Consider the following 21,308-nt stretch of genomic DNA (forward strand, 5'->3'; position numbering starts at 1 on the left):
ACCGCCTTTCGTCTCTCTTTCTAATAAGATACGTAAAAGCGGCTGTTTTTTATTGTAAATATTTTTTTACAGGTGCAAAACTTTTGCGATGGATTGGCGTAATCCCTTGTCTTTCAAGTCCTTCTAAATGTTCCTTTGTTCCATAGCCTGCATTATGCGAGAAACCATACCCAGGATAAAGCACGTCATATTCTTTCATCAATTGGTCTCGATATACTTTAGCAATGATACTTGCAGCCGCAATCGACACAGATCGTGCATCCCCTTTGATTATTTTTTCCTGCTGTATAGACAAATCCAAGGTCATCGCATCGATCAACAAATAGCTTGGTGCAATAGACAAGTTTTCTACTGCTTGGATCATCGCCAATTTACTTGCTTCATAAATATTCACTTCATCGATTGTCTGCTGATCAATGATTCCGATCCCGATGGCCAAAGCTTTTTCTTGAATTTGTTGAGAAAGAAGTTCTCGTTTTTTCTCTGATAACTGTTTTGAATCATTCAGCCCTAATATGATCTCATTTTTCGGCAAGATAACTGCAGCTGCCACGACAGGTCCAGCTAACGGTCCTCTTCCTACTTCATCAATGCCGGCAATCCATTGGTGACCTTGTGCGTACCCTTGTTTTTCAAAGCAAAACATTTCTTCATATTTTTCCTTGATCAATGCCTCTTTTTTCAATCGTCGTTCAAAAGAAACTAGCGCTTGCTGTACGCCTTTGCGTGGATCGTTCCTCAATGATTCTAGTGTAGGATCATCTATTCTCTGTATGCTTTTCAATCGTTCTTTGATACTTTGGATGGATTCAGTCATCGCTTTTTTGCTCCATTTCTTCGCAACGATCCAATGTGTATCGACCAAGTTTTCCTTGACGGATATCATGCACGACTAATTCGCTACCGCGATCATAGTCTTCTTTATACCCACGTTTTGCTGTGATATCCATCAGCAATTCCGGTGCCAATTTTTCTTCTTGCTCGATTGGCAAACCATAACGATCGCTGATTCTTCCTGAATAATATCGGGCAAAAAAGTCCAATCCGTAAATCGCCAAATCATCTAAATGGACAAGTTGGTCTTTGATGGCGCCTGTCAGCGCTAGTTTTTTGCCGATTTCTTCATCTTCAAATTTGGGCCATAAAATCCCTGGTGTGTCTAACAGTTCCAACTCGTTACCCAAACGAAGCCACTGCTGACCTTTTGTTACACCTGGTTTATTTCCTGTCTGAGCAATTTTTTTGCCTACTAGTCGATTCATCAACGTAGACTTTCCAACATTCGGAATACCCAATACCATTGCCCGAATAGCGCGAGGCTTGATCCCACGAGCAGCGTCTCTTGCTCGTTTTTCTTTCAACGCTTCTTTAGCTGCAGGTACTAGCCCTTTGATTCCTTTACTTTCTTGTGCCGTGATAGCTAACGCAAGGTGGCCTTGCTTACGAAAATATTCTTGCCACAGCTTTGTCTGTTGTGGATCTGCCAGATCCGCTTTATTCAACAAAACAAGCCGAGGCTTTTGCTGAATGATCTGATCTAACATTGGATTACGAGAAGATAAAGGTAAACGTGCATCTACCAATTCAAATACGATGTCCACATATTTCATTTTTTCAGAAACTTCTCGTCGGGCTTTTGCCATGTGTCCTGGAAACCATTGGATGGTCATTGTTCTCTCCATTCCTTTCATATCGGAATATTCTCCGACTTTACTTGTTTTTTATTTTTCAATATATATTCACTTTTTTCTATTATAAAAAATCCTATCTATTAGTTAAGTGAAAGTGAACCAGTCCTCATTCTATCACATCTTCTCTTTTTTGATGATGTAAATTTTTTATTTTGATTTCTGTATACGAGTCTGATTTTTTGACAGCGCTTCCTAAATAAGAGATGATAGACGAACAATGCAGAAAGGAGACGAAACAAATGAATAGTATGGTTTTTGTTAATTTTCCTGTTGCCGATGTCAATCGTTCCGTTGCTTTTTATGAAAAGCTTGGGTTTAAAAAAAACGAAGAATTCTCTACTGAAGAAGCTAGTTCAATGGTGTGGGATGACACTTTTTGGGTGATGCTCCTCTCTCATGATTTTTATAAAAAATTTATAAAAGATAAAGAAATAGCCGATAATAAAAAAACAAGTGGCGCTTTGATTTCGTTTAGTATGGACAACGCGGATAAAGTAAAAAAATTCGCTCAAATTGCAAAAGAAAATGGTGGTGCTTTCCACGAAGTCGATATGGGAATACCTGAAGAAGAAATGTTTTCATTAGAAGTCCAAGATTTGGATGGAAACACATTAGAACCCGTATGGATGAAGATGTAAGCAGATAACGAAACTGACGTTTTTATAACAAAAAAATAGAGATGGATGATGCGATAAGTATTCTCCACCTCTATTTTTTCGATCGTACAATTGCCTTTTTTACAGTTTATAAAAGCAGTCTTCTTCTCATTTTATTAGTTGTTGGATGGTTATTTTTGTAAATCGCCAAGGTGTCATGACACCTTGGCGATTTTATGGTATCCTTTTCTTATTAACTGACAAAGGAGAGAATATTTTGAACACTTTGATTGCAAAAGACGTTTTTAGATTGCCCGAAATGAATGCAAGATTGTTATCGACTTCTGCCCTTTTATTAGCTCTTGATGTCATCTTATACAAGATAGCGATTGGTCCTGCTTATTTTCAAGTCACATTCGGATTTTTAAGTATGGCACTTATGGGTTATCTATATGGGCCGATCTGGGCTGGTTTGCTTGAAACGTTGTCGAACACTTTGAATTTCACAATATTTGGTTCAGGTACGTTTCAAGTTGCTTTTCTTATCACAGCATTCCTTGGTGGGTTTATCAATGGCTTATTTTTATATCATAAAAAGATAAACCTGCTTTCCGTCATCGCTGCCCAACTATTGATTATGATTCCAGTTAGCCTTTTTATCAATTCTTGGCTGATGTCTGTTTTGTTTGGTGCAGATTTCAAAGTGATTTTTCTAGGTAGGGTTATCAGGAATATGATTCAGATCCCTATTCAAATAACGGTTGTTTATTCATTTATCAAAGCTTTAGAGGCTAGAAAAGTGTTTAAACGAGCTGTTTGATTTTATGTACTAAGGTAATATGCTGATTTTGGACCATACGATAAAGAGGTTGTGACAAAAGAATGGTCACAACCTCTTTATTGTTTCTCACTGAATCCATTTTATTTCATCAAGCGGATAATAAACGAATCTTGCTTTGCCTAAAATATCCGTTTTATTGATCGTACCAAATGAGCGGCTATCTTTTGAAACTCTTCGATTATCTCCAAGTACAAAATAACTATCTTCGGGAAGCTTCGATTGTCCCGTCAGTTCTTGTAGTGTGAAGTCCGTCGTATAGGATGCATTTGCATGATCTGACTTTATGTTTTTAGTTAGATAAGGCTCCTTCACTACTTTTCCATTGATCTTCAATTGATCATTTTGGTAGCTAACATTTTCTCCTGGAAGCCCAATCACTCGTTTGATATAAATCGTCCCATCTGCTAATTGAAAAACAACAATATCAAATCGTCTGATCTCCGAAAATTTTTCCATCACAACCATATCGCCTTGTTTCAACACATTTTCCATTGAATTGCCTTCTACTGGTACAGGGATGAACAAAAATCCCCGCAACATGAACGCAATGAATCCAGAAACAAGTAAGTATTTGAATATAAGCCAGAAGCGATCAATATAGCGTTGTTTTTTTGTCAATCTCTATCAATCCATCCCTCGTTTTTTCCTTCTTTCTTTATTATAAGAAAAATATCAAAAAAATGCGACTAGATAGCTGAAATAAAAATAATTCTTTCTATCAAGCTGTTGGACAAAAAGCGCTTGGATCATAAATGGAAAGCCAATTTTTATAAGTCATGATTGTTCTCTAAATATTTTTCCCAAGCTTCGTCAAAAATATCCATGGATGGCAAATAGTCGACATTCAATTCTAGATAACTAGAAATTTCTTCGTAGCTAGAGCTGTGCTTAGGGAATTGGATATCTTTACCGGCTTCTGTAGCAAAAATAGATAAAGTATCATGTGCACCACCGCCTCGCAGTGTCATTAAATAGTGAAAAAAGCTTCGATTCACCCTTCGTTCCTCCAATTTTCTTCAATAAAGGCAGCCCGGCGTGCATGGTTTCTTTTAAAATTTTCAGGATGCTTTTTATAATACTCTTGATGGTCTTCTTCTGCTAGATAAAATGGTTGGGCTGGTTCGATTTTCGTAACGATTGGCTGTTCGAAACGTCCACTTTCAGCTAATTGTTTCTTACTATTTTCAGCAATGATCCGTTGTTCTTCTGTCAAATAAAAGATGACCGGACGATAATTGTCGCCGCGATCCTCAAATTGTCCGAAAGCATCAGTCGGATCCGTTTGCTGCCAGTAAAGTTCTACTAACTGTTCATATGAAATCAATGTTGGATCATAGATAATCTCCACTGCTTCCGTATGTCCAGTCGTTTGGCTTTTTACTTGTTCATAAGTTGGATCTGGTACGTGTCCTCCAGTATATCCTGACATCACTGTATGAATACCCGGAAGCGTATCGAAAGGTTGGATCATACACCAGAAGCAGCCTCCTGCAAATATTGCTCGTTCCATTATTATTCCTCCTCTAATACTACTCATTTGATGTTTTTTTGTTCTCTTTTGTCTTGCTTTCAGTACTGCTGTTGCTAGTTTTGTTTGTATTTGAGTTGCTTGAAGCATCAGAGGTATCTTTTGGCAAATATAGACTAAATCGAATGTCATCATTTACTAAGTCGATTTTATCTGCTTTAATATACATCCCGTTTTGCATTCGGAATTGATCCAATCTAAGCATGATAGTCAAATCATCTGTATTAACTTCGATCCAATCTGGCAATTTATAGTTTCTCTTGATCATATTCATCACATCTTTGATTGGCAAACTCAAGGTTCCAATAGAAAGACTTCTAGCTTTTAGTTGGACATTTCCATTTTCCATCACATAAGGATCAAAATATAAATAGAAATTGATAGGAAAACCTAATACTTCGAAAGTACCATTGAGTAGTGCTTCATTTTCCAAATAGAATTTATATTCGATATCACTATCTTTTTGATACTCACTAAGGAAAAAGCTAATGATTTGATTGACTTTTTCTTTATTTGAATTGATTGTGAGGACAGGATCGCCTTGCCTTTCCGTGAGGGCAGGTATTTCTGGGAGTTCTGGTTCCCGATTAGCAAAAATGCGGCTACCTAAAAATACTGTCGAACCGAGTACTACCCCAAGAAGGATAAGAAAAGCGACTTTCCAGTAATTCGTTTTCTTTGCTTTGTTTGAAGTTGCTCCAGACCTTGTTTTCATGTTTTTTACTCGTCCTCCTTCTCTAGCCATTGGTTTTGTGTCTCAATCAGCTGATCTCTCACTGCATTTGCCATCAATTGATAACCTAAATTATTCGGATGGAAATGATCTTCTTCGTAAAGCACATTGTTTTTGATGCCATTTAGATTTTCTGTCGTGCTAGTTGTTTGATCTGTGCCTTCTTCTGTGACACCTACTTCTTGATTCAATCCTTGATAAAGCAAGTCATTGATTGGAATAAAGTAGCAGTTCGGCATTTTTTTCGTCACCGTTTCTGTTCCTTTGTTCCAATTATTAACGATGGTCTGCATGTCAGTGATTTCAGGAAAGTTCAAATAAAATGGATTGTAGATGCCTAAAATATAAATTGGCGCAGTTTTATTGAGGGATCGAAATTCTTCCAATAGTTCTGTGACATTTTCCTGATAGTTTTTCATCGGTTTTTTAAAGGAATTGACCGTTAACCCGAACAAATTATTTTGGACAACTTTCATCAAATCATTTCCGCCAACAGTCAGCGTGATAAAATCAGCTGTTTTGATATTGTTTCGAATTTCTTCTTTTGTTTTTACTCGCTTTAAGATTTGGTCACTTCGTTCACCATTTACACCATAGTTTTCTGTTTCAACCGCAGTCAAATTATAACGGTCTTTTAGATCATTTGCGACAAGGGGAACGAAGCCTCCTTGTTTGGTTTGATCCCCTACTCCTTCAGTCAGCGAATCTCCGATAGCTATGTAGTGAAGTTTTTCTTTTTTATTTGGGTCTTCTCTCACAGTAGTTACTGGTTTCATTAGAGGGCCAGCTTTCGGTATGGAAGCAGCTAGACCTGCATAGATGATGATCGCAATTAATAATGGGAACAAAACGAGGATCAAATGCCGTTTCGTTAATTTCATCTTTTCACCTCTTGTATTCGATTGGTCTAATGTTATCAAAAATTTTATCAAAAAGGTAGTCTTTATGAAAAAAGAAAATAATTATTTCCCTATTTTTACAAAGAAAAAGAGAATAAGCTAAAAGCCTTGCAGGCTGAGGGCTTATCCTCTTTTTGACTAGTCTACGTAATACATGATTGCAAACGCGTCTTTACCAGTATGCGTAGCGATAACCGGATTCGTATGCAGTACAGGGATATGCATATCCGGAAACAATTCTTGCAGACCTTCTTTGAATTCTTGTGCCAGTTCTTTTGCATCCGCATGAGAGATGCCGATTTGCCGCACATTTGGCAATTCTTTCAGTTCGTTTTTCAAATTATTGAACCATTTGTCGAACGTTTTCTTTCCTCGCCCCTTCGTTACAGGGATCAATTCAGAGTGGGCGAAATTCATCACCACGCGTATGTTCAAAACACTAGACAGTAAACCAGTCGTTCGGCTGATTCTTCCACCTTTTACCAAGTTGTCTAGTGTGGAAATTCCGATGTATAATTTTGTATTATCTTGTACTTTTTTGACTTCTTCAAGGATTTCCTCTACTGATTTACCTTCTTTTGCTAATTCAGCTGCTCGAATTACCTGAAACGATAATCCTTGGTCAGTGGTATCACTGTCGATAACCGTTACTTTCGTTTTGGTTAAATTACTAGCTTGTCTTGCTGCTTCTACTGTTCCACTCAAGCCTTTTGTCATATGGATCGAAATCACTTCACTGCCGTCTTCTCCTAACTCATCATACATTGAGATGAATTCTCCAATCGGTGGTTGGCTGGTTTTTGGCAGATTTTTTGCTTTCGCCATCATTTCCATAAATCTTTCACCGTCTAATTGGTCATCATCCGGATATACTGTTCCGTCAATCATGATGGATAGCGGCATGACACGAATGCCTAAAGCGTCGCGTATGTTTTTTTCCATCGTACATGAAGAATCTGTTACGATTTTTACGTTTGTCATTATTTTCTCTCTCTTTCTTTAACAAGATGTCTTATTCATGTTAAACTACATGTAAGACAATTTCTATTTTTAGTATAACAGACAAATAATGATTTTTCATTAATTACACCTAGTAAAGGAGCCGTTTTCATGGAAAAAACGAAATTTAATCGAACGTATGAAATATTAAATGAAGTGTTTAATGCAGTCACCCATGGAATTGGGACTGGATTGAGTATCGCAGGACTAGTGATTCTTTTGATAAAGGGTGCCCACTTGCATTCCTCTCTCCATATTGTCTCTTATGCTATCTATGGATCGATGATGATTCTTTTATTTTTAACGTCTACGTTGTTTCATTCATTGATTTTTACAAAAGCAAAAAAGGTGTTCCAAGTATTCGATCATAGTTCGATTTTTCTTTTGATTGCAGGAAGTTATACTCCTTTTTGTTTGCTGAGTATCCGAGGATGGCTAGGTTGGACTTTATTTGTATTGATTTGGTTGTTTGCGATTCTTGGCATTATATATAAAGCGTTGACGTTGCATAAACGCGAGAGAGTATCAAAAGTATCTACGATCATCTATATTTTTATGGGGTGGCTCTGTGTCGTGGCTGCTGTTCCTCTTTATCATTCTCTTGGAATGACTGGTGTTATTTTGATGGTGGCAGGCGGTCTTTCTTACACGATAGGCGCATTCTTTTATAGCTTGAATTCTATCCGCTATATGCATGTGGTTTGGCATTTGTTTGTTATGTTAGGTGCAGGTTTTATGTACTTCTCTGTTTTATTCTTTACTTAATAAAAAAGCTATTGATGGGTCAGCTCTAAATAAAAGCTGTTCCATCAATAGTTTTTTTATCGTCTATTCGCCTGTCCCATTTTTTAAAGGATTCTCATTACGCTGATAGGTTTCAAATTGATGCGGGTAACGATTTTTTTCATCTATTTCTCCTTGACTCGTATTGATCAATGACCAATCAGACCAGTCAACAGGTGGAAAATAAGCATCTCCATCAAATACATGATAGATGACTGTCCGGTATAATATCGTACAAAAAGGTAGAAATTCTTGATAAACAGCTGAACCTCCAGCGATGAAAAAAATACCATCTGTTTCTTTTTCCAAGGCAAGCACTTCTTCTACACTATGCATAACATGCACGCCTTCTGCTGTATAGGAAGAATCTCTAGTCAAAACAATCGTTTGACGATTCGGCAACGGACGGCTGCCCATCCCTTCGAAAGTTTTACGTCCCATCACTAATGTATTTGCTTCTGTCATTTGTTTAAAGAATTTCAGATCATTTGGCAAACGCCAAGGAAGACGGTCTTCTTTTCCAATCAATCCGTTTTCGTCCTGTGCCCAAATTGCAGCTAACATTTTCTCATCCTTTCTGATTTTAAACAGCGATAGGCGCTTTGATCGTTGAATGTGGGTCATATCCTTCTAACTGGATATCTTCCATCTCAAAATCAAATACTGACTGCTTTTCCTGATTCAAAGCTAAAGTTGGAAATGCGCGTACTTCTCGGCTTAATTGTTCTTCCATTTGTTCGATATGGTTGATATAAAGATGAGCATCTCCTAATGTATGAACAAATTCTCCCACCTCTAAACCTGTTTCATGTGCAATCAAGTGAGTCAGCAACGCATAACTTGCAATATTGAACGGAACACCTAGAAAGACATCCCCACTACGTTGATACAATTGGCAGCTTAACCGTCCCTCTTGCACATAAAATTGAAACATCGTATGGCAAGGAGGCAAAGCCATGCTAGGAACATCTTCTGGATTCCATGCAGAGACAATCAATCTTCTAGAATCAGGTGTTTTTTTGATTGCTTCGATCACTTCTTTGATTTGATCAATAAAACCGCCGTCTTTTGTCTCCCAGTGCCGCCATTGATAACCGTAGATGTGACCAAGATCACCGTATTTCTCAGCAAAGGAATCATCTGTTAGGATCTTTTCGCAAAAAAGTTTGCTCTGCTTTTTATATTCTTCATTGAATTCAGGATCTGTCAAACTTCTATGTCCAAAATCAGTCATATCTGGTCCGTTATAATCTGTACTTTTGATATAGCGTTCAAATGCCCACTCATCCCAAATATGGTTTTTATTTTGTAATAGATAGCGGATGTTCGTATCTCCTTTTAAAAACCAAAGCAGTTCGCTTTTGATCAAGCCAAAAGGTACTCGTTTCGTTGTTAACAAAGGAAAACCTTTTTGCAGATCAAACCGCATTTGATACCCGAATAAACTTAACGTGCCCGTGCCTGTTCTGTCTTCTTTACGATGTCCTTCTTCCAACAATTTTCTTCCTAAGTCAAGATACGCTTGTTCCATCCCTTTTCCTCCTAATCTTCTGCCCATTCACTCAAATATTCCCAACGTGCCATTTTTTCTTCAAGTTGTGCTTCTGTCTCAGATACGTCGTTTTGCAATTCCTGTAACCGAGTGAAATCATCTCCTTGATGATTCATCTCTTCTTGGAGTAATGAGATTTTTTCTTCAAGTTCTGCAATATCCTCTTCAATCGTTTCCCATTCTTTTTGCTCCATATAAGATAATTTTTTCTTTCCAGCAGGTTCCTTGCTCTGTGTTTTTGGCTTCACTTTTTCAGCAGGCTGCTGGAGTTCTTTTTGCTTCAGCAAATAACTGGACATGTTTCCATAATAAAGTTCTTGTTTTCCGTTTCCTTGGAATACCAATAGCTTATCTGCTACCTTATCCAAGAAATAACGGTCATGGGAAACAGTGATCACAGCACCTGGGAAACTTCTGAAATAGTCTTCCAAAATCGTCAATGTTGCTATGTCCAAATCATTGGTCGGTTCATCCAATAATAACACATTGGGTTGTTGGATCAGCAGTTTCAACAAAAACAATCGCCGTTTCTCTCCACCTGAAAGTTTGCCAATCAGTGTCCCATGCATAAATCTCGGAAATAAAAATCGTTCAAGTAATTCTGCTACCCCGATTTGACTGCCATCAACCGTTTTTGCTTCTTCAGCAGCTTCTTGCAAGTAAGCAATCATCCGTTTATCTGGCGCCATTTCTTCATTTTCTTGTGTATAATACGCAAGCCGAACCGTTTCACCGATAGAAATTGTACCGCTATCCAGAGGAATTCTGCCAGCTAGAATATTAAGCAATGTCGATTTCCCTGCCCCATTTTTACCAGTAATTCCTAGCCTTTCCCGAGATTGGATCAGCAAATCTAAATGTTCTAGCAGTGTTTGGTCATTTATACGGTAACTGCCATCTTTGATTTCCAATACTTTTTTTCCTAAACGTTGTGTCGCTAGATTCAATTCTAAGTCATCTTCTTGGTTTACTTGATATAAATTCTCCTTTAGATCTTCGAAACGGTTGATTCGTGCTTGCTGCTTGGTACCACGAGCTTGCACTCCTGCCCTCATCCATGCTAGTTCTTGCTTATAAAGTCGCTTGCGCTTTTCTTCTTGTTCTACTTCTACACGATCACGTTCTGCTTTTTCTAAGACGTAAGCTTCATAATTTCCTTTGTACTCGTATAATTTTCCAAATGAAAGTTCGAAGATCCGGTTTGCTACTCGATCTAGAAAATAACGATCGTGAGTAACCATCAATAGAGCGCCACGGTATTGTTTCAAATAGTTTTCCAACCACTCGATTGCTTGATAATCCAAATGGTTTGTTGGCTCGTCTAGTAATAGTAAATCGGGTTCATCAATCAGCACTTGAGCTAAACTAACTCGTTTTTTCTGTCCACCCGATAGCGTATTGATTTTTTTATCTAATTCACTGATTCCTAATTTTTGCAAAATAATCTTCGCATTGGTATCTGTGGTCCAAGCATCTTCTTTATTCATTTGTTCTTCTGCTTTAGCATAACGTTTTTGCACATTAGGGTCTTCTCCATTTTCCCCTAGTTCGATCAATGCTTCCTCATATGCTCGAACAGTTTGGATCAAGGGACTGTTTCCCTGAAAGACTGCTTGGAGAACAGTTAGTTCATCAGAAAATTCAGCTGCTTGAGAAAGATAACCTATACGGTAATCAGTTGGATAAAACACTGTTTGCCGATCGCCATCGCCGCTATCGATACCAGCAATAATATTTAAGAGACTTGTTTTACCCGTCCCGTTCGTCCCAATCAACCCGATACGGTCTTTTTCGTGGATCAAAAAAGAAATCTGGTCAAACAAATCTTTTTCACCATAAGTTTTTTTGAGGTCAGTTACTTTTAATTCTTTCAACGTGTTCCCTCCTTATCTTGGATATTGTATCATAAAAATAGTGAACTTCAGGAAAATTTTTTTCGAATTTGTTCTTTTTGTGTTCCAAAAAAAGAACAGGACCGATCTGATCCTGTTCTGACATGTTTTGTTTTTATCGTTCTTGAAAATCTATTTTTTTATTTCGTTGCGCTCGATTTTTTTGACTTTGCTCGAAACGCAAATCGGAAAGAAAAGTTATCTGACGGTTTGTTCATCGTGTAAGATTCTAACAAATTGATATTCCTACGGTAGCTATTCGCAGAAAACGTCGTGATTTTCTCAGCAACTTCGTATTCATCAATGATTTTTCTTTCAAGATAGTAACCTCTCAGCATTTTTTTCGTAAACAGGTTATCTTGCTGGATCATCCACGAAGAAATCAAATTCCCCGAGCTCATTTTTATTCCCTCAAGTTTGCGTTGTTGGATAAAAAATTGAAGCATCGTTTCATCATAAATATCAGTCAAGTTATCTAAACTTTCAATAATCAATTGTGTATTTTTTTGATATGTCTCCCTGATTTCTTGGATATCTTCATCACTAATAAATGTCTGACGATCCGCATACCTTCTTTGCCAAAACATTTTTGGGTGGAGAACGATTCGCATCAACCTACGGACAACAATGAACCAAAAGCCGATAAAAGATAAAAATTGACTGGTGATCGAATGTTCGAACCGGGAAAGAAAACGGGAATAAAAGCGATAACCATTAGAAGAAAGTTTACCCGAACGATAACTTTCATCTAATCCGTCGCGTTCGATCGACAAAATCAGTGCTTGTATTTCTTGTACTTCTTGCTTTTCATCATCGGTTAAATCTTCCAAGTACAGATCACGTATCCGTTCCTGGTAATTTTCTATCACTGCTTCAGTGGCTAAAAATTCTTTTGTATCACGATCAATTTTCTTTATTTCTTTTCGCAAAACTTCAACGACCTCTTCTAAGATCATCAAAGCATTCAAATCCGTGCTTTTCGCTTCCTCTGTTTCCGTCAGCATAGGCAAGACAATGATCCCTATGACCAAAGTCACTAAGATAACACCGGCCGTCAAAAACAAAAGTAAAGATCGCTGGTAAAACATCATATTATTGATTGAAAAGGGCAAAATAAAGATCGTAGCCAAACTGACTGTTCCCTTTACACCGCCAAATGTCAAAATCAAGATCTCGTTCAACTGTTTTTTGAACTTTTTACTGCCATCTTTGAATACATAAAAAAGACTGATGGAAATGAATCTAATCACAAAAAGCATAATAGAGATCAATACGATAATTGCTAACAAAAGACCATTTGGATATAAACCGTCTCCCCATACCGGCGAGAATACTTGTGTCAGTTCGATTCCTAAGAATATAAACACTAATGCATTCAGTGTAAAAGCAATAGTTGTCCATGTACTGTGGGACAAACTCGACAACTCTGCATCAAACACGGTGATTCTCCTAAAACCAGAAGCTTGGAGAATACCTGCTGCCACCGCAGCAATGATCCCAGATACATCAAATGCCTCTGCCAAGACATAGGCTAGAAAAGGAAGCAAAAGTTCGATTAGCAGATACCCTGTGACATCTTGTGCCGATGCTTTTTCAATCAAATGAATTATTTTTTGTTTGAACCAGACAAGCAAAAAACCGATCAAAGCTCCACCAATACTGGAGACCACTAAACTCACCCCAGCGTTTACTGCGGAAAAAGAACCGGTGATTAGCGCACCAAGAGCAAACTGGAAGGCAGTAACGCCAGATGCGTCATTCAACAGGCCTTCTCCTTCTAAAATATGCATTGCTTTCTTAGGAATATTCACCCGTCCAGAAAGCGAACTGACTGCTACCGCATCTGTCGGACCTAACGCTGCTCCAAAAGCAAAGCAGGCAGCAAGAGGGACACTTGGCAACAGGAATGACAACGTCGCACCTACGCCGACAAGGGTCAAAATGACTCCGCCAAATGCCAAGAACAGAATAGTCCCGAAATTTTTGAGAATCGAAGAAATATCTGCTTTTTCTCCTTCTCTAAATAACAATGGTGCAATGATCATAACCAAGAACAATTCAGGTTCAAAATCAACTGATTGTCCCCACTCTGTCAGACCTAATACCACTCCAAGGAAAATTTGGATCAGTGGAGCTGGGATCATTGGCAAAATGCGGCTAGCTATGTTCGATAAGGTGATCGTTACTGCAAATACAATAACTAACTCAGCAAATTCCATCGTCCATCCCCTTTACTTTTTATTTTGTGTAAGCATTTTTAAAAATTGTTCTTTTTTCTTTAAAATTTTGGTTTCAACTACTTCAACTTGTGTTTGATTTCCCTCTAATTCACACTGTACACGTTTTGACTCCAAACGAAGCAGATCATGTTTCAGACGTTCCAACTGACGATACATCAATATATTTCTTTTACGCAACTTACAAAGTATTTGACGGCGGTCATCCATCGAAAGGGCGCCATAGCGATCATGCAACAGTTTTTTTTGTTGTTCAAAACTTTCTCTCATTTTCTAGATCTCCTATACACAAACTTCCATCATTATAGCAAAGTTCTCTTTGAATGAAAAATATTTCATTGTTTCATCGTTTATTGCTAGTTAGAAATTTCCATAAATTTTTCAACGCCTCATTCTATTCCAAATAGTCTCAGATATCAAGTAAAACTTAAGAAAGATAAAAGTTTCTAACAAAAATAATATTTGTTTTTTTATCATATCCTCCTTGTTCCTTTGTCACAACAAAAACATACTAAGATTAGAGGGGAACATCATTGACGAATGATGTTCTCCTCTATTTTCTATTTTTAGATTATAGTGAAGAGTGAAAGAAAGTTCGAACAAAGCCTTGAGGACTACGAGTCCCTATCAAAAACCGAACTTCTTTACTGTCATTTTAGAATCAGGTTTACGTATGTTGGGGCCATGAGCCCGTGTATAGGAAATTGGAATCGAAATGAAGCAGTAAAGTTCTTTCAAAACTTAAAAAGGAGGAAAACAAATGCCTTACATTCTTGCATTAGATGTTTCAATGGGACACAGCTACAGTGTCCTATACAAAGACGACACCTGCTTATTTGAAGACGAGATTGAACACACTCAAAGAGGATTTCATGCATTACTCGAAGAGATCCAGCACTTGCCTGAACGTCCATTGATTGTTTTTGAAGCAACGGGGATTTATTCCAGACCAGTCGAAAAGTTCTTTCAAGATCATCACTTTTCTTACTGTTTGTTAAACCCGTTAGAAGCGAAAAAACAGATGGAAGAAAGCACCTTACGCAGTTGGAAAACAGATAAATCGGATGCCCATCGGCTCGCACAGACTCATCTTAAAAGTCAACGTCAGCCAAAAGAAGTACAAAGCAATTTTTACTTAGAGATGCGCGATTTAGCCCGTTTTTATCAAGAAATTGAGAAGAAAATCACTCGTCTGCGCATGGATTTACACAACTGTCTTCAGTTGACTTTTCCAGAGCTTGAACAGTTCTTTTCAAACAGGCTGACCCCTTACGCATTGACATTGATCCGTCTTTTTCCCCATCCAGATTTTGTATTGGCATCTACTCGGACAAAAATAAAAAATAAACTGATCAACGAAACACGGAAAAAAATCTCCGCGAATCGTGCCGAGCAAAAGGCAGATCAAATCATCCACTATGCACAGTGTGCCTATCCAGCTGTTGAAAAAGACAGTATCCAATGTCAAAAAACAATCTATTACGCCGAACTTCTCCAAGATTTACTCGAACAAAAAGAAGCACTGGCGACACAAATGATCAAAAAAGCCGAAGGCTCTCCTTGCTTTTTGTTGTACCAAACGTTCCCTGGGATTGGCGCACTCACAGCCGCTTTATTGCTCGGTGAATTAGGAGATATCACACGATTTAAAACCCATAAACAATTGAATGCTTTTGTCGGAATCGACATCCGACGGTATCAATCAGGTAAGTATACTGGCCAAGACCGCATCAATAAGCGTGGTAATCCCAAAGCACGGAAAATTATTTTCTTCACCATTCGAAATATGATTCGCCAGCAACGCGCAGCTCCTAATCATATTGTCGATTATTACTACAAATTAAAAAAGCAACCTATCCCTAAGAAAGAGAAGGTTGCCACAGTTGCTTGTATGAACAAGCTTCTGAAATGTATGCACGCTATGGTTAGGGCACATACAGAGTACGACTATGCGTACGCGGTCTCAGTGGACCATTAACTAAACCACTTACAGTATACCACTTCTTTGCCCAGATCGAAAATTTTTTACGAACGGGGCTTTATTTGGTGTGCCTTGATTTTGTCGCTTTCGTTTACGAGCTATTTTTCTTGCACCTTTTACTTGACTAATCGTAGGAAAAAAGACTGTGACAAAAATATTGTCACAGTCCCTTATTCTGAATAAATGGTGTTCTAGAGACAGCCTATTAGCCATAAGGCACGATTTTGTAAAAATATGAGAAGCTATTTTTCAAAAATCACTTCTTATCGCTCCTGCGGTTACTCGTCGCAATTTCTTTGTTAGAGTTCTCATCATCGCTCAAGGCTGAATGTCTCTTTCACAACCTCATTTTTGCGTAAGATCAATTTATTCGAAAAATTCTCCGTATACATCTTCTACACGTTGGTCTGGGTTGATCACGATGTACAAGTTACCTGTTTTTTCGCTGATTTTTGTAGATTGGTATTGATTGTCTAATCCTTCTGTTCCTTTATCTAGATATGGGAAGTATACAAGATCAGGTGTTCCATTGCGGTAAAGGATTTCCATTCGTTCGATATCTTCGTATTTCAATGCACGATTAAACATGCCCATTTCCAGTCCACCTAAGTTGATATCATGTGTCGCAACTGCGTCCCCCTCATGGAAAATTTCGATTTTAAATCCGGCACATGGATGGATTTCAACAAATTCACTGCCGTTGATCCGTCCAAAACTTGTTGTGATTTGTTTGATCCAAAGATCGCCGATGTGACGGCGGTTAATCGTCCATGTTTCTCCATTTCTAAAATAAAATTTTAGCGCTGTCATTTCTTTACTCATTAAAAAGACTCCTTTATGATGTAATTTATTCTTGTACTTCCTCAGTTTAGCACAAATTTATGTAAGTGGTCACATTTTATGTTTTTTCTTCTAATGACGTATCTGCCCAGTTTAAGTAGCTAGCCAAGCTGAGCAGATACAGTCTAGCGTTTTTTAAATCAATTTTTCTTTCGATAAAAAATCCAAAACCTGTTTTTTATCATTTTCTATTCTTTGTTCTACGACAGCTTTTTCAGCTGATTGCAAAGCTTCACTAACCCACTTACCAGGTTTTTTTCCACTTTCTTCCAGCAAGATTTTACCATCTACAGCTAATTCGCTTAATGACTTGATAGGTAAACGATCATAGGATTCTTCTACGACATCCATCTGTGGTGTTTCATCAAAATAAGTCATTAATTCTTCTACTTGCAATGCATGCTTTTTGCCTAAGAAGTATAATTCGAACGGTTCTAAAACTCCAGTTTTTCGTTGACGCAGTCCTTGAACAAGTGCTTGGACATCCTTGATCATTTGATTGGAACACTTCCACGATTTCAAAAAGGAGCGAATTTCATTTTCTTTTAGATCCAGTTGACTGATTAATAATGTCCATGCTTGACTCTCTTCTTTCAATGGAACGGAAGGTAATTCAGCAAAACGTAAAAGTGCTTCACCTTCTTCTCTCAAACCAGGGCAGCAAATATAACATTCTGTTTTTATGAATGCATGGATTCCTGCAGACCGTTCATTTCCCAAAAGCATCTTGATGAATTCCACATTTATACGTTCTACAGATATTTTGCCTAATAGCTCGTGGTTTTCTTTGATGGCGTAGAAGGTTTCTTCCTCTAATTTGAATCCTAATTGACTGACAAAACGCAACCCACGCATCATTCGCAAGGCATCTTCATGGAACCGCTCATGAGGATTGCCTACAGCTCGCAAGATTTGTTCTTCTAAATCTTGCAGACCATCGAACAAATCGATGATTTCGCCGTCTTCTTTCAAAGCAAAGGCATTGATTGTAAAATCTCTTCGTTTTAAGTCTTCTTCCAACGAACGAACGAATTCTACATGATCTGGTCTGCGGTAGTCTTGATAAGTTGATTCCGTCCGAAATGTAGTGATTTCATATTGTTCATCGTTTTCTAATACCAATACAGTCCCGTGTTCAATCCCGATATCTATCGTTTTTGGAAAAAGCTGTTTGATTTCTTCTGGAAATGCGCTTGTTGCGATATCCACATCATGGATCGGCTGGTTCAGCAAGATATCACGAACACTTCCACCTACAAAATAAGCTTCATATCCTGCATTTTCTAATTTTTTCAGAACTGGAATTGCCTTTTGGTATTCCAGAGGTAATTGTTTTAATTTCATTTTTCCAACCTTTCCTGCGTGTTTCTTGTACTGAGATAAGTACTCAGTTGCATGATGCCTGATTGATAAGTCCGTTTTAGTAGCTTCAAAGCACAAACCACTTTTTTTTACTTGGCCTTACGTTCAAAGCGGTTATGGTCTCTTTGATTGAATTTTTCCATATTTTTTTCAAAAACATCAGTTAAGTCGATATTCAATGAATTAGCCATGATCATCGTAACGAATAAAACATCTCCAAGTTCTTCTGCTACCGAGTTATCTGGTTCCGAAGCTTTTTTGCTTTTTTCTCCATAAGCGTGGTTGACTTCTCTGGCCAATTCACCTACTTCTTCCGTTAATCGAGCCAGTTGAGCTAATGGAGAGAAATACCCGACCTTGAATTGTTGGATATATTCATCTACTTCCTGCTGCATACTGTATAAAGAACGTTTTTCATCCATCTTTTTCCCTCCAAAACTATCTTACCAAAACTTTAACGCAAATCCTAGATAAGAGCAATTGAGAAAAACGAATTTCCGTGCTACATTTAGGAAGGAATTTCTAAATGGAGATTCTGTGAAAATACATAATTGAAAGCTGGGATTCATATGGCTACACGGAAAACAGTAAAAGAAGTACTTTTTATTATTATAGGAACGAGTATTTACGCATTTGGACTTGTTTATTTGAACATCGCTAATCACTTAGCAGAAGGGGGCGTCTCAGGGATCACCTTGATCTTGAGAGCTTTATTCGGAATTGATCCAGCTTATACGACTTTATTAATTAATATCCCGTTGATTTTACTAGGGGGAAAGATCCTCGGAAAACGTTCTTTAGCCTATACTGTTCTAGGTACACTCTCTTTGTCATTCTTTTTATGGATCTGGCAACGGGTTCCGCTAGAAATTAATTTACAGCATGATCTACTGATCGTTTCTCTACTTGCGGGTTTGGTTGCAGGGGTAGGAAGCGGGATCGTCTATCGGATGGGTGGAACAACAGGCGGAAGCGATATTATCGCTCGGATTTTAGAACAAAATTACGGCATCTCCATGGGACGTTCCCTATTGGCATTCGATATCATCGTCTTGCTTGCTTCCTTAACCTATATCGACTTGAAACGCATGATGTATACGTTGATCGTTTCGTATGTTTTCAGTCGTGTGATTGATTCGATCTTAGATGGCGGATATTCTGCAAAAGGTCTACTTGTCGTCTCCAACAAAAGTGAAGAGATTGCACCGCTACTGATGACCGGTCTGCAAAGAGGTGTGACTTTCCTTTCTGGAGAAGGCGCATTCTCTGGTAATTCAAAAAAAATCATCTATATGGTCGTTAGCTCTAGTGAATTAACTGAAGCTAAGAGGATCGTCCACGAGATTGACGAAAAAGCTTTCCTTTCAATCATCAATGTGCATGAAGTGGAAGGGCAAGGCTTTACTTATTTGAAGCCACAGACAAGATTACTGAAAAAACTATAAGAAAAAAGACAAAGATTGGCTATGAGGAAAGATTCCACATCCAGCTGACCTTTGTCTTTTTTAGTACTATACTGTTTTTAACTAATTGTTATGTTCACTTACCCGGTTACTTTTCTTTTGTGTCTGCAAAAGGATCTTTCGGTTAACTTCATCAGATAATTTCAAAAAAGCATCCCTATCTCCATCTTCTAGCGCTTGATCGATTTGAGCATAAAGCATATTTAGTTTTGCTGCTTCTTCTTTTTCTTGAAAATATCGCTCGATCAATTCAGTATCTTCTTCACTAACAGAAGCATCCCAAGAAGAAAATGGATTATCTTCTAAGATCGATAGATATTCTCTTGTCTGCCAAGCATTCTCAAATAGACATTCCACATATAAGGGTTTCTTCCAATTCAATCGGATCTCATGAAAAATCTGATCTGTATCCGTAAATTCTTTTCCCTGCAAAAACAATTTCATTGGTTCCCCTTCAACAGATAGATCACTGATTTGCAGACCTCGATCCGCAAAATTTGCCCCTTCTACAAAGTGGACATTACTTAAAATCGCTTCATGATTGGCAAGATAATTCAAGATCCAAAAAACTTCTCTTCGGCTAAAAGATACATGATTGACCATCCACGTTAAAAAATTCTTCTTTTCCCGTACATCAATTAGCATTTTTCTCACCTCTCTGTTAGATCATCTAATAATGACAGTGCCTCCATATCTCCTGGTTCAAGTTTTAAATAATGAGTCAATAATTCTTGCGCTCTTTTTAGCTGTCCTTCTTCTCTTAAGAAAAAGGCATATTCTTTCAAGAAATCTGGTTCATGAGATAGTTCATGATAAGCTTGTTCATAGTGTACAGCTGCAACGGTGAAGTCTTCTAATTCATTATAAGCATGCGCTAGATTCCATTCCGCATACGGATTAGCAGTTTCTTCCATCTGATTGATCACTTGTATCACATCTTCATATCTTTCATCATCCAAGTAAAGATTGCTTAAAGTAAGTAATGTTTCATCTTGTTTATCTCCTACTTCTAAAGCTTTCAGCAAGAGTTCCTCTGCTCGCTGTTTGTCGTGCAGACGAAAAGCATTTTCAGAGGCTAGATGATAAAGTTCAACTTGGTAAGGATTTTCTTTGATTCCTTCTTCTAACACTGTTTGCGCTTCTTCAACCATTTCTTCTTCTTGAAGAGCTTGTCCTAGATATAGATATAATGATTGATAATGTGGATTAACTTCTCGAAGCTCTTCCAGATAGTTGATTGCTTGCTGATTTTCTTTTAATTGGAGATTCGTAAAAGCTAGCTGAAACAGTCGATCATCTGTCTTTTCTTCTTTCAATGCTTCTTCTAAAGGTGCGATAGCTGCTTCAAATTCACCTTGCATGCTTAAGGATTGCCCTAAACGTTCTTGCATCGAGATTCCTGACATCTCGTTTATTCCACTTGCCAACAATGTTTCATAAATTACTGCTGCCTCTTTGAAACGATCGACTGAAAAATACAATTCAGCTAGTGCAAACTGGATCAATGGTTCATCCGGTAGCAACCCTGCCGCTTCTTTCAATTTTGCTTCACTTACTTCAGGAATCCCGATGACTTGGTACAAATCAGCTATCGCCAATAAGCTTTGCGGATAGTAATCACTTTCCTTATCCACTTTTTCCAAGTATTCAAAAGCTAGGTCAATCTCATTGTCTTCGATTGCAATTTCTGCTAGCGGGATGTTTAGTCCGTCATTTTCTGGGTATTGGTTGATCAATTGTTCAAAAATCTGTTTTGCCTCGATCAAAAAGCCAATAGCTAGCAATTCTTCCCCTAGTTCAGCTAATATATCTGCTGGATCTTCCTTTAATGCTTTTTCTAAAAAGAGTTGTGCTTGTGCCAGATCTTCATCTGATAAAGCTTGCAACATTTTTTCGCTATTTGTATTCATT

At 37.9% G+C, this 21,308-nt stretch carries 23 protein-coding genes; 5 read left to right on the forward strand and 18 right to left on the reverse strand.

The features are described from left to right. Positions 1–49: 49 nt before the first annotated feature. Together FTX43_RS12285 and ylqF are read right to left on the reverse strand one after the other, a co-directional pair. Positions 50–817, reverse strand: coding sequence for a ribonuclease HII (locus FTX43_RS12285; protein ID WP_002309565.1), 768 nt, complete (start codon positions 815–817; stop codon positions 50–52). Continuing rightward, complete coding sequence (gene ylqF / locus FTX43_RS12290) at positions 810–1,670, reverse strand: ribosome biogenesis GTPase YlqF (protein ID WP_002309567.1); 861 nt, start codon at positions 1,668–1,670, stop codon at positions 810–812. The genes FTX43_RS12285 and ylqF overlap by 8 nt, the downstream gene beginning before the upstream one ends. Before the next feature lie 260 nt (positions 1,671–1,930). On the opposite strand from ylqF, the gene FTX43_RS12295 reads away from it, so the two are divergent. Beyond that, positions 1,931–2,329: a VOC family protein gene (locus FTX43_RS12295; protein WP_002309568.1), complete on the forward strand. Its 399-nt coding sequence runs from the start codon at positions 1,931–1,933 to the stop codon at positions 2,327–2,329. A gap of 235 nt (positions 2,330–2,564) precedes the next feature. Then, complete coding sequence (locus FTX43_RS12300) at positions 2,565–3,107, forward strand: folate family ECF transporter S component (RefSeq protein ID WP_002313872.1); 543 nt, start codon at positions 2,565–2,567, stop codon at positions 3,105–3,107. An 87-nt stretch (positions 3,108–3,194) separates the two neighbouring features. Here the strand turns inward: FTX43_RS12300 and lepB are convergent, their stop codons facing one another. The 6 genes from lepB to FTX43_RS12330 all read right to left on the reverse strand — a co-directional run bounded on the left by lepB (position 3,195) and on the right by FTX43_RS12330 (position 7,269). Continuing rightward, positions 3,195–3,746, reverse strand: a complete 552-nt coding sequence (lepB, locus tag FTX43_RS12305; protein ID WP_002313873.1) for a signal peptidase I — start codon at positions 3,744–3,746, stop codon at positions 3,195–3,197. 149 nt (positions 3,747–3,895) lie between these two features. Beyond that, on the reverse strand, positions 3,896–4,123 hold the full coding sequence (locus FTX43_RS12310; RefSeq protein WP_002309571.1) for a YozE family protein: 228 nt from the start codon (positions 4,121–4,123) through the stop codon (positions 3,896–3,898). Next, on the reverse strand, positions 4,120–4,638 hold the full coding sequence (gene msrA / locus FTX43_RS12315; RefSeq protein WP_002309572.1) for a peptide-methionine (S)-S-oxide reductase MsrA: 519 nt from the start codon (positions 4,636–4,638) through the stop codon (positions 4,120–4,122). The genes FTX43_RS12310 and msrA overlap by 4 nt, the downstream gene beginning before the upstream one ends. A 19-nt stretch (positions 4,639–4,657) precedes the next feature. Beyond that, positions 4,658–5,371 carry a YpmS family protein gene (locus tag FTX43_RS12320; protein WP_025478090.1) on the reverse strand — a complete coding sequence of 238 codons (714 nt, stop codon included), beginning with the start codon at positions 5,369–5,371 and terminating at the stop codon, positions 4,658–4,660. 5 nt (positions 5,372–5,376) lie between these two features. Further along, positions 5,377–6,270: an SGNH/GDSL hydrolase family protein gene (locus FTX43_RS12325; protein ID WP_147607089.1), complete on the reverse strand. Its 894-nt coding sequence runs from the start codon at positions 6,268–6,270 to the stop codon at positions 5,377–5,379. Between the two features lie 156 nt (positions 6,271–6,426). Continuing rightward, positions 6,427–7,269 carry a DegV family protein gene (locus FTX43_RS12330; RefSeq protein WP_002309576.1) on the reverse strand — a complete coding sequence of 281 codons (843 nt, stop codon included), beginning with the start codon at positions 7,267–7,269 and terminating at the stop codon, positions 6,427–6,429. A gap of 129 nt (positions 7,270–7,398) precedes the next feature. Here FTX43_RS12330 and FTX43_RS12335 point away from each other — a divergent pair, with 129 nt between their 5' ends. Next, on the forward strand, positions 7,399–8,052 hold the full coding sequence (locus FTX43_RS12335) for a hemolysin III family protein (protein ID WP_002309577.1): 654 nt from the start codon (positions 7,399–7,401) through the stop codon (positions 8,050–8,052). Positions 8,053–8,115: 63 nt separating this feature from the next. Here FTX43_RS12335 and FTX43_RS12340 read toward each other — a convergent pair whose 3' ends face one another. From FTX43_RS12340 to FTX43_RS12360, 5 genes are all read right to left on the reverse strand, one after another. Beyond that, positions 8,116–8,634 carry a dihydrofolate reductase gene (locus FTX43_RS12340; RefSeq protein WP_002313876.1) on the reverse strand — a complete coding sequence of 173 codons (519 nt, stop codon included), beginning with the start codon at positions 8,632–8,634 and terminating at the stop codon, positions 8,116–8,118. A gap of 19 nt (positions 8,635–8,653) precedes the next feature. After that, entirely contained in the window at positions 8,654–9,601 is a 948-nt protein-coding gene (locus tag FTX43_RS12345) for a thymidylate synthase (protein WP_002344138.1), read from the reverse strand. Between the two features lie 11 nt (positions 9,602–9,612). Then, positions 9,613–11,496, reverse strand: coding sequence for an ABC-F family ATP-binding cassette domain-containing protein (locus FTX43_RS12350; protein ID WP_002309580.1), 1,884 nt, complete (start codon positions 11,494–11,496; stop codon positions 9,613–9,615). Positions 11,497–11,654: 158 nt separating this feature from the next. Further along, on the reverse strand, positions 11,655–13,733 hold the full coding sequence (locus FTX43_RS12355; protein ID WP_147607090.1) for a sodium:proton antiporter: 2,079 nt from the start codon (positions 13,731–13,733) through the stop codon (positions 11,655–11,657). A 12-nt stretch (positions 13,734–13,745) separates the two neighbouring features. After that, positions 13,746–14,021 (reverse strand): hypothetical protein, encoded by a 276-nt coding sequence (locus tag FTX43_RS12360; RefSeq protein ID WP_002290188.1) that lies wholly within the window; start codon positions 14,019–14,021, stop codon positions 13,746–13,748. Positions 14,022–14,511: 490 nt separating this feature from the next. On the opposite strand from FTX43_RS12360, the gene FTX43_RS12370 reads away from it, so the two are divergent. Next, entirely contained in the window at positions 14,512–15,729 is a 1,218-nt protein-coding gene (locus tag FTX43_RS12370) for an IS110 family transposase (RefSeq protein WP_073490895.1), read from the forward strand. 369 nt (positions 15,730–16,098) lie between these two features. Here the strand turns inward: FTX43_RS12370 and FTX43_RS12375 are convergent, their stop codons facing one another. From FTX43_RS12375 to FTX43_RS12385, 3 genes are all read right to left on the reverse strand, one after another. Then, positions 16,099–16,554 carry a hypothetical protein gene (locus tag FTX43_RS12375; protein ID WP_002290187.1) on the reverse strand — a complete coding sequence of 152 codons (456 nt, stop codon included), beginning with the start codon at positions 16,552–16,554 and terminating at the stop codon, positions 16,099–16,101. 153 nt (positions 16,555–16,707) lie between these two features. Beyond that, complete coding sequence (locus FTX43_RS12380; RefSeq protein ID WP_002344136.1) at positions 16,708–17,916, reverse strand: CCA tRNA nucleotidyltransferase; 1,209 nt, start codon at positions 17,914–17,916, stop codon at positions 16,708–16,710. A gap of 107 nt (positions 17,917–18,023) precedes the next feature. Then, the gene (locus tag FTX43_RS12385; RefSeq protein ID WP_147607091.1) at positions 18,024–18,356 is read right to left on the reverse strand and encodes a nucleotide pyrophosphohydrolase; all 333 of its coding nucleotides are present in this window, start codon (positions 18,354–18,356) and stop codon (positions 18,024–18,026) included. Between the two features lie 147 nt (positions 18,357–18,503). Here FTX43_RS12385 and FTX43_RS12390 point away from each other — a divergent pair, with 147 nt between their 5' ends. Beyond that, a complete protein-coding gene (locus FTX43_RS12390; RefSeq protein ID WP_002309586.1) occupies positions 18,504–19,379 on the forward strand; it encodes a YitT family protein in 876 nt (291 codons plus the stop codon). Positions 19,380–19,460: 81 nt separating this feature from the next. On the opposite strand, the gene FTX43_RS12395 is transcribed toward FTX43_RS12390, so the two are convergent. Both FTX43_RS12395 and FTX43_RS12400 read right to left on the reverse strand, forming a co-directional pair. Beyond that, complete coding sequence (locus FTX43_RS12395; RefSeq protein WP_002309587.1) at positions 19,461–20,042, reverse strand: ReoY family proteolytic degradation factor; 582 nt, start codon at positions 20,040–20,042, stop codon at positions 19,461–19,463. Between the two features lie 5 nt (positions 20,043–20,047). Then, complete coding sequence (locus tag FTX43_RS12400; RefSeq protein ID WP_002290180.1) at positions 20,048–21,307, reverse strand: tetratricopeptide repeat protein; 1,260 nt, start codon at positions 21,305–21,307, stop codon at positions 20,048–20,050. Between the last annotated feature and the right edge of the window lies 1 nt (position 21,308).

The sequence above is a fragment of the Enterococcus sp. DA9 genome (assembly GCF_008000875.1).
Lineage (GTDB): Bacteria > Bacillota > Bacilli > Lactobacillales > Enterococcaceae > Enterococcus_B > Enterococcus_B lactis.